General features: G+C 71.5%; 13 protein-coding genes and 1 riboswitch. Of the genes, 3 read left to right on the top strand and 10 right to left on the bottom strand.

The genetic code is table 11. The features are described from left to right. On the bottom strand, nucleotides 1-1366 hold a 1366-nt coding region (locus VHA72_RS09530), incomplete at its 3' end, for an ATP-binding cassette domain-containing protein (protein WP_325574589.1). Between the two features lie 142 nt (nucleotides 1367-1508). Further along, nucleotides 1509-3719: an NADP-dependent isocitrate dehydrogenase gene (locus tag VHA72_RS09535; RefSeq protein ID WP_325574591.1), complete on the bottom strand. Its 2211-nt coding sequence runs from the start codon at nucleotides 3717-3719 to the stop codon at nucleotides 1509-1511. Between the two features lie 145 nt (nucleotides 3720-3864). Here VHA72_RS09535 and VHA72_RS09540 point away from each other — a divergent pair, with 145 nt between their 5' ends. After that, on the top strand, nucleotides 3865-4938 hold the full coding sequence (locus VHA72_RS09540) for an MIP/aquaporin family protein (protein ID WP_325574593.1): 1074 nt from the start codon (nucleotides 3865-3867) through the stop codon (nucleotides 4936-4938). A gap of 16 nt (nucleotides 4939-4954) precedes the next feature. Here VHA72_RS09540 and VHA72_RS09545 read toward each other — a convergent pair whose 3' ends face one another. The 6 genes from VHA72_RS09545 to VHA72_RS09570 form a co-directional block, all read right to left on the bottom strand. Beyond that, entirely contained in the window at nucleotides 4955-5605 is a 651-nt protein-coding gene (locus VHA72_RS09545) for a hypothetical protein (protein WP_325574595.1), read from the bottom strand. A 3-nt stretch (nucleotides 5606-5608) separates the two neighbouring features. Then, nucleotides 5609-5980: a DUF3017 domain-containing protein gene (locus tag VHA72_RS09550; protein WP_325574597.1), complete on the bottom strand. Its 372-nt coding sequence runs from the start codon at nucleotides 5978-5980 to the stop codon at nucleotides 5609-5611. Nucleotides 5981-5990: 10 nt separating this feature from the next. Continuing rightward, on the bottom strand, nucleotides 5991-6842 hold the full coding sequence (locus tag VHA72_RS09555; protein ID WP_325574599.1) for a bifunctional methylenetetrahydrofolate dehydrogenase/methenyltetrahydrofolate cyclohydrolase: 852 nt from the start codon (nucleotides 6840-6842) through the stop codon (nucleotides 5991-5993). 9 nt (nucleotides 6843-6851) lie between these two features. Then, nucleotides 6852-8426 (bottom strand): bifunctional phosphoribosylaminoimidazolecarboxamide formyltransferase/IMP cyclohydrolase, encoded by a 1575-nt coding sequence (purH, locus tag VHA72_RS09560; protein ID WP_325574601.1) that lies wholly within the window; start codon nucleotides 8424-8426, stop codon nucleotides 6852-6854. 31 nt (nucleotides 8427-8457) lie between these two features. Beyond that, nucleotides 8458-8532, bottom strand: a riboswitch (ZMP/ZTP riboswitch). Between the two features lie 13 nt (nucleotides 8533-8545). Continuing rightward, nucleotides 8546-9154 (bottom strand): phosphoribosylglycinamide formyltransferase, encoded by a 609-nt coding sequence (purN, locus tag VHA72_RS09565; RefSeq protein WP_325574602.1) that lies wholly within the window; start codon nucleotides 9152-9154, stop codon nucleotides 8546-8548. After that, nucleotides 9151-10416, bottom strand: coding sequence for a cell division protein PerM (locus tag VHA72_RS09570; RefSeq protein ID WP_325574604.1), 1266 nt, complete (start codon nucleotides 10414-10416; stop codon nucleotides 9151-9153). The genes purN and VHA72_RS09570 overlap by 4 nt, the downstream gene beginning before the upstream one ends. 90 nt (nucleotides 10417-10506) lie before the next feature. On the opposite strand from VHA72_RS09570, the gene VHA72_RS09575 reads away from it, so the two are divergent. Continuing rightward, nucleotides 10507-12363, top strand: a complete 1857-nt coding sequence (locus tag VHA72_RS09575; protein ID WP_325574606.1) for a SigE family RNA polymerase sigma factor — start codon at nucleotides 10507-10509, stop codon at nucleotides 12361-12363. Nucleotides 12364-12426: 63 nt separating this feature from the next. Here VHA72_RS09575 and sucD read toward each other — a convergent pair whose 3' ends face one another. Together sucD and sucC are read right to left on the bottom strand one after the other, a co-directional pair. Further along, on the bottom strand, nucleotides 12427-13323 hold the full coding sequence (sucD, locus tag VHA72_RS09580) for a succinate--CoA ligase subunit alpha (RefSeq protein ID WP_325574608.1): 897 nt from the start codon (nucleotides 13321-13323) through the stop codon (nucleotides 12427-12429). A 19-nt stretch (nucleotides 13324-13342) separates the two neighbouring features. Beyond that, nucleotides 13343-14509 (bottom strand): ADP-forming succinate--CoA ligase subunit beta, encoded by a 1167-nt coding sequence (sucC, locus tag VHA72_RS09585; protein WP_325574610.1) that lies wholly within the window; start codon nucleotides 14507-14509, stop codon nucleotides 13343-13345. A gap of 341 nt (nucleotides 14510-14850) precedes the next feature. Between sucC and VHA72_RS09590 the strand changes: the two genes are divergently transcribed. After that, a partial coding sequence (locus VHA72_RS09590; protein ID WP_325574612.1) for a hypothetical protein occupies nucleotides 14851-15085 on the top strand: 235 nt, incomplete at its 3' end.

The raw sequence follows: 15085 nt of genomic DNA on the forward strand, positions 1-15085 counted from the left end.
GGCCGAGCTCGGCGACCGCCGCCTCGACGGCAGCTCGCGGCCGCTCCTCGAAGAGAGTGATGTTCTCGGCCAGCGTGCCGGCGAGGATCTCGGTGCGCTGGGTGACCACGCCGACCCGCGCCCGCAGCTCGTGCAGGTCGAGCGTGGTGACGTCGGCACCACCGAGGAAGACGGTGCCGGGCGGCGGCTCGACGGCACGGGAGAGCAGCGAGGCGAGGGTGGACTTGCCCGAGCCGGTGCGGCCGACCAGCGCGATGGTGTGGCCGGCCTCGACGTCGAGGTTGATGTCACGCAGCCCGAAGGTGCCCTCGGCGTAGGAGAAGTCGAGGTGGCGGATGCGCAGGTCCAGCGGCCCCTCGGGCACGCCGGCCCCACCGGTCGGCTCGGCCGGCACCGCCAACATCTGGCGCAACCGGATCACGGCGCCGACGCCGGCCTGGATGTCGGGCAGCTGGTGGGCCAGGTTGTTGATCTGGCCCACGAAGCTGGTGGTGACCAGGAACAGCGTGACCAGCCGGCCGACGTCGAGGTGGCCGGAGCTGACCAGCGCGACACCCGAGACAGCGATCGCGATCAGCAGGCTGTGCAGCAGCAGCCCGGCCCGGGTGGCCAGCCGCGCCTCCACCGACACCACCCGCCAGAACCGCTCGTGGACGGCGGCGGACAGCTGCGCCAGGCGCCGTACGGCGAAGGCCTGGCCGAGGCTGGTGCGCAGGTCGTCCCGGCCGGCGATGCCCTCCTCCAGCGCGGCGGCGTGGTCGGTCCAGGCCGCCTCCTCGACCACCTTGCGGCGGGCGATCTCGGCCAGGAACGGCCGCATCACCATCACCGTGACGGCGCCGACCAGCGGGAACAGGATCCACGCCGGCCACCAGCTGAACCCGGCGATCGCCCACATCGGGAGGATCCCGAACGCAGTGCGCAACGCCACCCACATCTGCATCCGCAGCAGCGTGCCGACCTCGTGGGTGTCGTCGTCGACCCGGTCGAGGATCTCGCCCACGGCCTGCTCGGTGAGCTGGGCCAGGGGCTGGTGCAGCGCGGCGTCGAGCAGGTCGCCACGCAGCCGGCCCTCCGCCCGGTCGACCACACCGGCCCAGGCCACCCGGCCGGCGGTGTCGAGCAGGGAGCCGCCGACGACGCACAGCGCCAGCAGCCAGACCAGATGGTGGGTCGGGCCCTGCGCCAACTGACCGGCGACGACGGTGCCCAGCGCCTGGCCGAGCGCCCCGATCGCCAGCGCCACCAGGGCTGTCACGGCGACGGGGTTGCGCATCCGCCGCCAGTCGACCCGGCGCGACGGGTCGTCGGGCTGCGACGGCAGGCTCGGCGGTGCGGCGGTGGGAGCGGCGAGCGTGTCGGTCATCGTGGGTCAACCCTAGGCTCGACCGCCGACACTCTTCCTCCGGTTTTCCGGCGCCGCCACCGCAGATTCGCCACGAAATGCGCCAAGCGGGCGTAGATCCTCACGGATCCGCGCCCGTTCGGCGCTGGTGGTGACGCGACGGTCAGAGCGCGGCGAGGGCCTCGTTGAAGGTCGTCGACGGGCGCATCACCGCGGCGGTCTTCTCGGCGTCCGGGAAGTAGTAGCCGCCGATGTCGGCGGGCTTGCCCTGGACGGCGAGCAGCTCCTCGACGATCGTCGCCTCGGCCGCGGTGAGCTTCTCCGCCAGCGGCTTGAACGCCTCGGCCAGCGCGGCGTCCTCGGTCTGCGCGGCCAACTCCTGGGCCCAGTAGAGCGCCAGGTAGAAGTGCGAGCCGCGGTTGTCGATCGTGCCCAGCTTGCGGCCCGGGGAGCGGTCCTCGTTGAGGAAGGTCCCGGTGGCCCGGTCGAGGGCGTCGGCGAGCACCTTGGCGGCGGCCACACCGGTCTGCTCGGCGTACTTCTCCAGCGACGGCACCAGCGCGAAGAACTCACCCAGGCTGTCCCAGCGCAGGTAGTCCTCCTCCAGCAGCTGCTGGACGTGCTTGGGCGCCGAGCCGCCCGCACCGGTCTCGAACAGCCCGCCGCCGGCGATCAGCGGGACCACCGAGAGCATCTTGGCCGACGTGCCGAGCTCGAGGATCGGGAACAGGTCGGTGTTGTAGTCGCGCAGCACGTTGCCGGTCACCGAGATGGTGTCCTCGCCCTCACGCATCCGGTCCAAGGAGTACGCCGTCGCCAGCGTCGGGGCCAGGATCTTGATGTCCAGCCCCTCGGTGTCGTGCTCGGGGAGGTAGGCCACGACCTTCTTGATCAGCTCCGCGTCGTGAGCGCGGGACTCGTCCAGCCAGAAGACCGCCGGGGCGCCGGTGGCGCGGGCCCGAGTGACGGCCAGCTTCACCCAGTCACGGACCGGGATGTCCTTGGTCTGGCAGGCGCGCCAGATGTCGCCGGCCTCGACGTCGTGCTCGATGAGCACCTCGCCGTTGGACGCGAGCACGCGCACGGTGCCGTCGGCGGGGATCTCGAAGGTCTTGTCGTGGCTGCCGTACTCCTCGGCCGCCTGCGCCATCAGGCCGACATTCGGGACGGAGCCGATGGTGGCCGGGTCGAGCGGGCCGTTCCTCTTCACGTCCTCGACCACGGTCTGGTAGACGCCGGCGTAGGAGCTGTCCGGGATCACCGCGAGGGTGTCGTCCTCGCTGCCGTCGGCGCCCCACAGCTTGCCGCCGTTGCGGATCAGCGCCGGCATGGAGGCGTCCACGATCACGTCCGAGGGAACGTGCAGGTTGGTGATGCCCTTGTCGGAGTTGACGTAGGACAGCCGCGGGCCGTTCGCCAGCGCCTCGTCGAAGGCCGCCTTGATCTCGGCGCCATTGGGCAGCGCGGACAGGCCGGCCAGGATGGCGCCGAGGCCGTCGTTGGCGGACAGGCCGGCCTTGGCCAGATCGTCGCCGTACTTGGCGAAGACGGGCGCGAAGTAGGCCTTGACCACGTGACCGAAGATGATCGGGTCCGACACCTTCATCATGGTGGCCTTGAGGTGGACCGAGAAGAGCACGTCCTCGGCCTTGGCCTTGGCCAGCGCGTTGGTGAGGAACGAGTGCAGGTGGGACACCGAGAGGGTGGTCGCGTCGACGATCTCGCCGGCGAGCACCTTCAGGCCGTCCTTGAGCACCGTCTTCTGGCCGGAGGTGGTCTCCAACTCGATGGTGAGCACGTCGTCGGCGGCGAGGGTGACCGACTTCTCGTTCGACTTGAAGTCGTGGGCGCCCATGGTGGCGACCTCGGTCTTGGAGTTCTCGCCGAACGGCTTGTTGTGGTGCGGGTGCGTCTTCGCGTAGTTCTTCACCGACAGCGGCGCGCGCCGGTCGGAGTTGCCCTCGCGCAGCACCGGGTTGACCGCGGAGCCCTTGACCTTGTCGAACTTGGCGCGGATTTCGCGCTCCTCGTCGGTCGCGGGGGCGTCCGGGTAGTCGGGCACGGCGTAGCCCTTCGCCTGCAGTTCCTTGATCGCGGCCTTGAGCTGCGGGATGGACGCGGAGATGTTGGGCAGCTTGATGATGTTGGCGGCCGGCGTCTTGGCCAGCTCGCCCAGCTCGGTGAGCGCGTCGTCGGCCAGGCCGAACTGCGCCAGGATCCGCGAGGCGACGGAGATGTCGCGGGTCTCGACCGCCACCCCGGCCTTCGCGGCGTACGCCTCGACGATCGGAAGGAAGGAGTACGTCGCCAGCAGCGGCGCCTCGTCGGTGTAGGTGTAGATGATCTTGGCCGTGTCTGCTGCGTCTGCTGCCATGGCTCCTGCTTCGGCTCGAAACTTTTTCTCGACGTCAAGATACCCGACGCGGGTGACTCTCCACGATGGCATCCCAGCCCTGTCGGCCGGAAGGACTAGAGTCTCAACCGACCACACCAACCTGGTTCGACGAGGGGGCTCGGACATGACCGCCGACACCAGCGCCACCGGCGCGGACACCGACATCACGACGGCCGACACCGAGCCGACGCTGACCCAGAAGCTCGCCGCCGAGGCCATCGGGACCTTCATCCTGGTGCTCTTCGGCTGCGGCGCGGCCGTCTTCGCCACCATCTTCGCCGCCCAGCAGGAGAACCCGCGCGACCTGGCGTTCATCACCACCGTGGGATTCAGCTTCGGCATCGCCATCGTGATCGCGGTCTACGCCTTCGGCCGCGTCTCCGGCGGTCACTTCAACCCGGCCGTCTCGGTCGGAGCCGCGATCAGCGGCCGGCTGGCCTGGGTGACGGCGGGCTACTACGTCGTCGCACAGATCGTCGGGGCCATCGTCGGCGCGCTCGCGCTGTGGGTCTTCGCGCACGGCTACGACGGCTACGACTCCACTCGGATGGGCCTGGGCCAGGACCACTTCGGCGGGGTCGGCGGCTACGGCTGGTGGGCGGCGTTCCTGCTCGAGCTGGTCCTGACCGCCATCTTCGTGGGCGTCATCCTGGGCACTACCGACGAGCGGAACCCCTACGCCGGCTTCGCTCCGCTGGCGATCGGCCTCACGCTGGCCGCGATCCACTTCGTCGCGATCCCCGCCGACGGCACCTCGGTCAACCCGGCGCGCTCCATCGGCCCTGCGCTGTTCTCCGGCGGCCACGCCATCGGTCAGCTGTGGCTGTTCATCCTGGCCCCGCTCATCGGCGGTGCCATCGCCGGCCTGGGCTATCCGCTGGTCTTCGGCCGGGTCAGCGATCCGGTGCCCGGTTCCGGCCTGGTGCTCCCCGCGAAGACGAGGGTCGGCACCACCCCGGAGTACGCCGGCTGGGGCCAGCAGGGCTGGGGCGGTGGCCAGCCCGCCGAGGCCGGCGCCCAGCAGGCAGGCCAGCAGGCAGGCCGGCAGCAGGTTCCCGCGGACCTGCCGGTCATCGAGCAGGACGGCTGGCGCTGGGACTACGCCGCCCAGCAGTGGCGCCCGATCGAGCAGCCGGCGGCCCCCGCCGACGAGCCCGAGGGCAAGACCGTCATCAAGCAGGACCCGCCCCAGGCATAGTCGCCGGGGCGTCGGTTCAGTCGGCCTCGAGCACGTCGCGCTCGCCGGTGGCGGTGACCAGCCGCTCGGTGAGGCCGACGCCCTTGCGATAGGTGTCCCAGGTCGCTCCGCCGGGCTCGAGCTCGCTGGTGCGCTCCAGCGACACGATCGGCCGCGCCTGCGCCACCGTGATGACGTCCTCGACCACGCCCTTGGCGTACGCCGCCCGGTAGCCGTCGCCCAGCCGCGGCGTCGCGGTCAACAGCAGCCCCGCCTCGGCACCCTCGCGGCCGGCCCGCCACAGCCCCTGCTGCCCGAACCACCACACATTGCCGGCCCGGTCCTGGGCGTAGTAGTCGGTGCGCGTGGTCGTCGTCTCGGCCCCGGTCAGGTCGTCGCGGACGGCGGTGGTGCGCACCCCGTCGATCGTGACGGTGCCGGGCAGCACGGTGACGGTCCGGGTGGCGTCGGGCCGGCCGGTGCGCTTGACGTCGTACCGCATCACCCGACCGGGGGTCAGCTCCAGCCACGGGTTGGTGATCCGGGCGACGAAGTCGGAGGGATCCGGCGAGGGTGTCGGGATGGTCAGCCCGTCGATGCCGCTGGGCGGATACGACATGGCGCCGCTGCCGCAGCCGGCGAGCAGGACGAGCACCGCCAGCAGCGGCGCGGCCGCGGAGGCGCGCACGACTCAGGCGGCGTTGGGGATCGTGCTCGCCAGCACCCAGACCGCCACCGCCGCGCCGACCAGCAGCCCGGCGTCGAACCACCTGCTGCGCACCTCGAGCATGCCGGCGTCTCGCCGCGGCAGTACGCCGCGCGCCGCGCCCGCCACGGCCAGTGCGCCGGCAATGACGTGCACGCCCCCGCGCCAGTGACCGAGCGCGACCACGACCAGGCCGAGCACGGTCAGGGCCAGGATGACCAGGTAGCAGAACCCTCCGACGGTGGACGGGTAGCGGCGCGGCTCCTCCTCGACCAGCGACAGCGACGGCTGCTCCGCGGGCGCCGCCGGCACACCCGACTCCGGCTCCTGTGCCGGGCCGTCGGAAAGAGGAGTCACGAATGCCAACTTACGCGTTCGCCTTCTCCGCGTTGAGGACGATGTTCGACAGCAGCATGGCACGCGTCATCGGGCCGACGCCGCCCGGGTTCGGGGAGACCCAGCCGGCGACGTCCCAGACGTCGGCCGCGAGGTCGCCCGCGATCTTGCCGTCGACGCGCGAGACACCCACGTCGAGCAGCGCCGCGCCCGGCTTGACCATGTCGCCGGTGATGATGCCCGGTACGCCGGCGGCCGCCACCACGATGTCGGCGTTGCGGGTGTGCGCGGCCAGGTCGCGGGTGCCGGTGTGGCACAGCGTCACGGTGGCGTTCTCGGAGCGGCGGGTCAGCAGCAGGCCCAGCGGCCGGCCGACGGTGACGCCGCGGCCGACCACGACGACCTCGGCCCCGTCGAGCGGGACACCGTGGCGGCGGAGCAGCTCCACGATGCCGAACGGCGTACACGGGAGCGGCGCGTCCTCGCCGAGGACCAGCCACCCGAGGTTGGTCGGGTGCAGGCCGTCCGCGTCCTTGGCCGGGTCGATCAGACCGAGGATGCGGTTCTCGTCGATGCCCTTGGGCAGCGGAAGCTGCACGATGTAGCCGGTGCAAGCCGGGTCGTCGTTGAGGGCGCGAACCGCGTCCTCGATCTCCTCCTGGGTGGCGGTCTCGGGCAGGTCGACGCGGATCGACTCGATGCCGACCTCGGCGCAGTCCTTGTGCTTGCCGTTGACGTACCAGGTCGAGCCCGGGTCGTTGCCCACCAGGATCGTGCCCAGGCCGGGGTGGATCCCGCGGGCGCGCAGCGCCGCCACCCGTTCACGCAGCTCGTCCTTGATCGCCTTGGCGGTCGCGGTGCCGTCCAGCTTCTGTGCGGTCATCGGTTCCCCTCAGTGGAAGAAGTGACGCGTGCCGGTGAAGTACATGGTCACGCCGGCGGCCTTGCATGCCTCGATGGTGAGCTCGTCGCGCACCGAGCCACCCGGCTGGACGATCGCCTTGACCTTGGCGTCGATCAGGATCTGGGGTCCGTCCTCGAAGGGGAAGAACGCGTCGGAGGCGGCCACGGAGCCCTCGGCCCGCCTCGCGTCGCCGGCCAGGCTGTTGGCCCGCTCGACGGCGAGCCGGCAGGAGTCCACCCGGTTGACCTGGCCCATGCCGATGCCGACCGAGCCGCCGTCCTTGGCGAGCAGGATCGCATTGGACTTGGCCGCGCGGCACGCCTTCCATGCGAACGCCAGATCGGCGAGAGTGGCCTCGTCGGCCGGCTCGCCGGTGGCCAGCGTCCAGGTGGAGACGTCGTCGCCGGGCGCATCGACGTGGTCCACGGTCTGCACGAGCAGGCCGCCGCTGATCGCGCGGGTCTCGATCGGGTCGGGGTGCTCGTCGGGCGCACAGACCAGGATCCGGATGTTCTTCTTGGCCTGCAGGATCTCCACCGCGCCCTCGTCGTACGCCGGTGCGACGATCACCTCGGTGAAGACCTCGGCCACCTGCCGCGCCATCTCGACGGACACCGGGCGGTTGGCGGCGATCACGCCGCCGAACGCGCTGACCGGATCGCAGGCGTGGGCCTTGCGGTGCGCCTCGGCGATGTCGGCGCCGACGGCCAGACCGCACGGGTTGGCGTGCTTGATGATCGCGACCGCCGGCTCCGCGAAGTCGTTGGCGGCACGGCGCGCGGCGTCGGTGTCGACGTAGTTGTTGTAGGACATCTCCTTGCCGTGCAGCTGCTCGGCGGCGGCCAGGCCACCGCGCCAGTGTCGGTAGAGGGCGGCCTTCTGGTGCGGGTTCTCGCCGTAGCGCAGGTCCGCGGCCTTCTCGAACGTCGCACCGGTGAAGGCGGCGAATCCGCTGCCGCCGGAGGTGTCGACCAGGACGTTGCCCATCCACGAGGCGACCTGGACGTCGTACGACGCGGTGTGCGCGAACGCCTTGGCGGCCAGCGTCTTGCGCTCCTCGTAGGTGAAGCCGCCGGCACGGACCGCCGCCAGCGTGCGGGCGTAGTCGGCGCCGTCGGTGACGATCGCGACGCATCCGTGGTTCTTGGCCGCGGCGCGGACCATCGAGGGGCCGCCGATGTCGATCTTCTCGATGCAGTCCTCGATGCTCGCCCCGGAGGCGACCGTGGCGGCGAACGGGTAGAGGTTCACCACGACCAGGTCGAACGGCTCGACGCCGAGCTCCTCGAGCTGGGCGACGTGCTCGGGCAGGCGGCGGTCGGCGAGGATGCCGGCGTGCACCCGCGGGTGCAGCGTCTTGACCCGGCCGTCGAGGCACTCGGGGAAGCCGGTCAGGTCCTCGACCTTCGTCACCGGCAGGCCGAGGCCGGCGATGAGTGCGGCCGAGCCGCCGGTGGAGACGAGCTCGACGCCGGCCTCGTGCAGGCCGCGGACGAGCTCCTCGAGGCCGGTCTTGTCGAAGACGGAGACGAGCGCGCGCTTGATGGCGATCCGGTCTGGCATGTGTCACTCCTCATCGGTCGGTGATCTCGACGAGGGGCACCCAGGCGGTCGATGCCGGCTCACACTCCCTGGTGGTCACCCACCCGCGCCAGTCGTGTTGTCCTCATCCTACCGGCGGCTCAGTGGCCGAAGCGAACCCGACGACCCTCGACCACGACACCCTCCCGCGCCATCCGGCCGACCGCCTCGACCAGCATCGCCCGCTCGGCTGTCTTGATCCGCTCGTGCAGCGTCTCGGCGGTGTCGTCGTCCTCGACCGGCACCGCCGTCTGGGCGATGATCGCGCCGGTGTCGACCCCCGCGTCGACGACGAAGAGTGTGCAGCCGGTGACCTTGACGCCGTACGCCAGCGCGTCGGCCGGCCCGTGCATGCCCGGGAAGCTCGGTGAGAGCGCCGGGTGGGTGTTGACGGTGCGGCCGCCGAACGAGGCCAGGAAGGCCGGTCCGACCAGCTTCATGAAGCCGGCGAGCACCACCACGTCCGGCGCGTACGACGCCACCGCCTCGGTCAGCGCCGCGTCCCACGCCTCCCGGCTCTCGAAGTCGGCGACCCGGCGCACGAACGTCGCCACCCCGGCCCGCTCCGCTCGCTCCAGGCCCAGGATGCCGTCCCGGTCGGCACCGACGGCGACGACCTCGGCGCCATATGCCGGGTCGGCGCAGGCGTCGAGCAGCGCCTGCAGGTTGGTCCCGGAGCCGGAGACGAGGACGACGAGGCGGGCGGTCACGCCGCGGAGTCTAGGGCGTCCCGCGAGCGTCGCCGCTGCCACCAGGTGACCACCAGCCCGGCGAGCAGGCCGCCGATGCCGAACGCGGCGACCGCATGCGTCAGGGTGTCGAAGACCAGCGGGCCGACGTCGCGCATCCGGCCCGGCCCGACCGCTCCCCCGGCCAGCCCGGCCAGGATGCCGGTCAGCACACCGGTGACGACGCCGGCGGCCAGCCCACGGACAGCGCCCGCGTCCCAGCGCAGCAGCGGGTAGCGCCGGGCGGTGCGCGCCACCGCGACCGCCGCCACCAGCGGCCCCAACACCATCAGGTACGGCGTCCAGGCCGGGGTCGGCCCGTCGTCGGGCAGCGCGGCCAGCAGCGGGAACATCGGGACCGGCCCCAGGGTCACGACCGTCGGGGTGACCAGAGTGTGCGTGCCGACGGTGAAGCCGGGTCCGAGCAGGTAGGAGCCGGAGAACAGCGTGGCGTTGGGCACCAGGAGCAGCATCAGGCCGGTGTAGAGCACGCTCGGCCCGGCGCTCAGGTGCAACTGCGACATCACGTTGAGCGCGGTGTCGCCGTCGACGAGGAACGCCACCGCGAAGACCAGCAGCGAGACCGCCAGCCAGGTCAGCAGCAGCGAGCGGACAGTCGCGGCCGCCGCCCGCACTCCCGGGGGCAGCTGGGCCGCCCAAACCGCGGCCCGACCCGAGCCGACCGCGATCGCAGTGCCACCGACCAGGACGCACAGCAGCAACGACCACAGCACCACCCGGCCGTCGCGGGGCGCCGTGGCGGCGGTCCCGGCCAGGGCGGAGACGACGAGCGCGGTGACGACGTACCCGAGCGTGAACAGACCGGTCGCGATCGGCACCGTCCAGTCCCGTTCGCCGTCGGCCAGGGCGTGCACGTCCGGCCCGTGCTCGGCGACGGACTCGCCGAGTCGATGACCGAGGCGCCAGATGGCCCAGCCGATGACCAGCGTGAGCCCCAGAGGTACGGCGGTGAGCTGGACGCCCTGCACCACCACCCCGGCGCCGTGACCGGCGAGCCAGCCCAGGGCGCCGATCCGCAGCGCGCCACTCGGCGTACCGTGCGCGCCGGCGTCGGTGAGGAACCAGCCGACCACCCCGATCGCCAGGCACACGACCAGCGTCGAGAGTGCCGCGAGGATGCCGTCGAGCGCCGCCACCAGCGCCATCGGACGCCGCAGCCGCAGATCGGCTCGGAGCTGGCCGTCGCTGCGACGGCGGGTCGGCGGGGTCAGCAGGGAGGTCATCTCTCCCATCCTCGCCCGCCGCCGGCGACCAGCCCGGCAGACTCGCCGGGGAGGCCACCTGACCAGACCACCGATATCGTGTCCCTGCTCATGGGGACCGACAGACGAGACGCCGCTGCCTTCGAGGCGTTCTACAAGGACGTCCGGAGCCGCCTGCTGCTGCAGACCTGGGCGCTGACCGGCGACCTCGGCGCCGCGCACAAGGCCGTGCAGGACGCGCTGGTGATCGCCTGGCACCACTGGCGCAAGGTCCGCCGGCTGCCCTCCGATGCGGCCCGCGAGGGCTATGTGCGCCCGATCGCCTGGGCGCACGCGCTGCGGCGGCACTCGGTGCCGCGCCTGCACCGCGACAAGGCCGTGGACGAGGAGTCCCGAGCCACCCTCGACGCGCTGGCGCGGCTGCCACTCGGCGAGCGCAAGGTGCTGCTGCTGGCCCACCTGACCACGCTCTCGCCCGAGGAGATCGCCCGCGAGGCGGGCATCACGCCGGTGCGCGCCGAGCAGGACCTCAAGACGGCGACGTCGAGCTTCTCGCTCTACCGCGGCGTGCTGCCCAGCGACGTGCTCTCCCACTTCGAGCCGCTGGCGGCCGCGGTCGAGACCACGCGCTGGCCACGGCCGACGATCCTCACCCGCGCCGGGGCGGCCCGGCGCCGTACCCACACGCTGGTCGGTGCGGTGGTCGCCGTCGCCGCGTTCGCGGGCTCGGGTTTCGCCGTCACGGCCGCGAACGGCGACCGGCCCTCGCTCGGCTCGCTGTCGCTGCGGCACGGATCTGGTGGCGGCACCGCCGGCGACGCGCGTACGCCGTACCCCCTCACCGCGGCCACGCTCCTGGACCCGAGCCAGGTCGCCGGCGGCCTCGGCGGCAGCTGGACCACCACCCTGACCTCCGACGACGACGCCGGCGCGGCCCCGCTCCCGTGCCAGCGCGGCACCCTGGCCGACGCCCATCCGCGGGCGGCGCTGGTGCGCACCTTCGCCGGTGCGAAGAAGTCGATCACCGCGGGCCAGACCACGCTCGCCTCAGCCACGGCGGCGGCCGCCGCCGCGGCGTACACCAAGACGCTGAGCTGGTACGGCGGCTGCTCCGACCCGCAGGTCCAGCTGCTCTCCACCGAGCAGCTCTCCGGCGTGGGCGACCAGGCGGCGCTGCTGCTGCTGCGCAACTGGGCCGACCCGCAGCGCACGATCGCTGTCGGCGTGGCCCGCAGCGGCGTGCTGACCACCACCGTCGCCGGCACCCTCCCGGTCGGCAAGCCCGTTGGGAAGTCGGACCAGCCGGTCATCGCCGGCACCACCGGCCTGCTCGGCGATGCCGTCCAACAGCTGTGCCGGCTGCCCGGTGCCGGCACCTGCACCGGCACCGCCGCGGCGACGCCGGCGCCTCCGCCGGCCTCCGGCGAGCACCCCGAGCTGCTCAACGAGTCCGACCTGCCGCCGGTCGACGGCGTCACCCAACCCTGGGTCGGCACCGCCCCGGCGCCGGCGACCACGAACGTCGCGGCCACCCGCTGCGACCAGACCAGCTTCACCGAGCCCGGGATCACCGCGGCGATGACCCGCTCGTTCGTGATCCCCACCGCGACCGGGCTCGCCCCGCAGTTCGGGCTGACCGAGACCGTCGGCGGGTTCGCGACCGCCAAGGCCGCCTCGTCGTTCGTGGACGACGTCCGCGGCAAGCTGGCCGGCTGCGAGAAGAACGACCTCGGCAGCCACGTCACCCAGCTCTCCACCTCCAGCGCCGGCGGCCGGGACATGACCGCCTGGCGAGTGCGGGTGGAGACCTCACAGACCTCCTCGGTGGTCTACCTGATGGCGATCGTGCGCAACGGCTCCGCGGTCGGCCAGGTGGGCTTCGTGCCCTCGGGGTCGGTGACCATGGCAGACGCCGCGTTCACCGCGCTCGCCGACCGGGCCGCGGACCGGCTCGGCTACCTGAAGTAGCGGCGGCGGTCGACATGCCACGAGGCTCCCCGGTTGCCCGGGGAGCCTCGCAGCAGGAGCCGATCAGAGGTTCTTGAGGATCTCGCGCATCAGCTCGGCGGTCTCGGACGGCGTCTTGCCGACCTTGACGCCGACGGCCTCGAGGGCCTCCTTCTTCGCCGCGGCGGTACCCGAGGAGCCCGAGACGATGGCGCCGGCGTGGCCCATGGTCTTGCCCTCCGGCGCGGTGAAGCCCGCCACGTAGCCGACGACCGGCTTGGTGATGTGCTCCTTGATGTACGCCGCGGCCCGCTCCTCGGCGTCGCCGCCGATCTCGCCGATCATCACGATCGCCTTGGTCTCCGGGTCGTCCTCGAAGGCCTGCAGCGCGTCGATGTGCGTCGTGCCGACGATCGGGTCACCGCCGATGCCGATGGCCGTGGAGAAGCCGTAGTCCTTGAGCTCGTACATCATCTGGTACGTCAGGGTGCCCGACTTCGACACCAGGCCGATCGGGCCCTTGCCGGTGATGGTGTGCGGCGTGATGCCGGCCAGGGACTCCTCCGGCGTGATGATGCCGGGGCAGTTCGGGCCGATCATGCGGGTCTTCTTGCCCTGCAGGTAGGACCACACCTCGGCACTGTCCTGCACCGGGACGCCCTCGGTGATGACCACGATGAGCGGCATCTCGGCGTCGATGGCCTCGATCGCCGCGTCTTTGGTGAACGCCGGCGGCACGAACAGCACCGACACGTTGGCGCCGGTCTTCTCCATCGCCTCGGCGACGGCGCCGAAGACCGGCAGCTCGACGTCGTTGCCGTCGTGGTCCTTGTGCGTGACGGTGGTGCCGGCCTTGCGGGCGTTGACACCGCCGACGATCTGCGCGCCCGAGTCGAGCATCAGGGCGGTGTGCTTGGCACCCATGCCGCCGGTGATGCCCTGGACGATGATCTTGCTGTCCTTGTTCAGGTAGATCGACATCTGCTTCTTCCTACGACTCTCAGGCGTTGGCCAGCTCGGCGGCCTTGTCGGCGCCGCCGTCCATGGTCTCGGCCAGCGTGACAAGCGGGTGGTTCAGCTCGTTGAGGATCTGGCGGCCGAGCTCGACGTTGTTGCCGTCGAGACGGACCACCAGCGGCTTGGTCGCCTTGTCGCCCAACAGCTCGAGCGCGCCCTTGATGCCGTTGGCGACCTCGTCGCAGGCGGTGATGCCGCCGAAGACGTTGACGAAGACGCTCTTGACCTGTGAGTCGTTGAGGATGACGTCGAGGCCGTTGGCCATCACCTGGGCGTTCGCGCCGCCGCCGATGTCGAGGAAGTTGGCGGGCTTGACGCCGCCGTGGGCCTCGCCGGCGTACGCGACCACGTCGAGGGTGCTCATCACCAGACCCGCGCCGTTGCCGATGATGCCGACCTGGCCGTCGAGCTTGACGTAGTTGAGGCCGAGGTCCTTGGCCTTCGCCTCGAGCGGGTCGGCCTCCTCACGGATCACGAACTCCTCGTGGTCCGGGTGGCGCACCTCGGAGGCGTTGTCGTCCAGGGACACCTTGCCGTCGAGGGCCTCGAGCTTGTCGCCCTCCAGCCGGGCCAACGGGTTGACCTCGACCAGGGTGGCGTCCTCCTCGACGAAGGTCGCATAGAGCGCCTGGATCATCTCCACGGCCTGCTCGAAGACCGGCTCCGGGAACGCCGCGATCGTGGCGATCTCACGGGCCTTGGCCTCGTCGACGCCCTTGCCGGGGTCGATGCCGATCTGCTTGACGGCGTCGGGGTTGGTCTTGGCGACCTCCTCGATCTCCACACCGCCCTCGACCGAGGCGATACACAGGTACTGCCGGTTCGAGCGGTCCAGCAGGAACGAGAAGTAGTACTCCTCCTGCGGCGGCGTCGCCGGCGTGACCAGCACGCGGTTCACGGTCAGGCCCTTGATCTGCATGCCGAGGATGTTGCTGGCGTGCTGGTAGGCCTCGTCGGGAGTCTTGGCGAGCTTCACGCCGCCCGCCTTGCCACGGCCGCCGGCCTTGACCTGCGCCTTGATGACCGTCACGCCGCCGATCTTCTCGGCCGCGGCCTTGGCGGCCTCCGCGCTCTCGACGACCACGCCGAGGGTGGTTGCGACTCCGTGCTTGGCGAAGAGCTGCTTCGCCTGGTACTCCATCAGATCCACTGATCCACCATGTCTCTCTACCGGTTGTACGTCGGTGCGAGCGGGCGGGCGCGGTGGTGCGCCACGAGGCTCGGGGATGTCCTCGACGCACACTAGACCCGCCGTCACGGCCCGGACGAGGCCAGGGGCGGCGACGTGACGCACGCCATAGGCCGTGGCCGGACGATGGTGACGCATCCCCGCCACCGTTCCTGGCGGAAATGCGGCAGGACACCTACGCGATCTTCGGTGCCTGCCGATGGATCGGACAGAATCGCGGCTCGAGTCGGATGTTGACGGATCCACCAGTTTCGTTACAGTCGGGTCGCCGTCTGAACCCCGAGCAGCGGAGCGATGAACACATGGGTAACCACCGAGCGGATGTCGCCGTCGACACCCGACCCTCGGTAGAGACCCCCTACGTCGGCAAGCGCCGGGCCGCTCCCGCGCCGGACGCCTCTCTCGTTCCCGCGGCGGAGACGCCGCAAACCACGTACGTCGGCAAGCGCCGCCGGGTGCTGCCGGAGGAGCAGGCGACCACGCTCGAGGTCGCGACCCTCGAGGTGCCCGCGCCGCGCCGTACCGTCGAACCGCTCG

Origin of the sequence: Nocardioides sp., assembly GCF_035547795.1 — a bacterium.
Classification (GTDB): Bacteria; Actinomycetota; Actinomycetes; order Propionibacteriales; family Nocardioidaceae; genus Nocardioides.

Bases quoted from the DNA above. Each gene is read 5' to 3' on its own strand.
- VHA72_RS09535 (WP_325574591.1), bottom strand. From the start codon at position 3,719: ATGGCAGCAGACGCAGCAGACACGGCCAAGATCATCTACACCTACACC.
- VHA72_RS09540 (WP_325574593.1), top strand. From the start codon at position 3,865: ATGACCGCCGACACCAGCGCCACCGGCGCGGACACCGACATCACGACG.
- VHA72_RS09555 (WP_325574599.1), bottom strand. From the start codon at position 6,842: ATGACCGCACAGAAGCTGGACGGCACCGCGACCGCCAAGGCGATCAAG.
- purH (WP_325574601.1), bottom strand. From the start codon at position 8,426: ATGCCAGACCGGATCGCCATCAAGCGCGCGCTCGTCTCCGTCTTCGAC.
- VHA72_RS09570 (WP_325574604.1), bottom strand. From the start codon at position 10,416: ATGACCTCCCTGCTGACCCCGCCGACCCGCCGTCGCAGCGACGGCCAG.
- VHA72_RS09575 (WP_325574606.1), top strand. From the start codon at position 10,507: ATGGGGACCGACAGACGAGACGCCGCTGCCTTCGAGGCGTTCTACAAG.
- sucD (WP_325574608.1), bottom strand. From the start codon at position 13,323: ATGTCGATCTACCTGAACAAGGACAGCAAGATCATCGTCCAGGGCATC.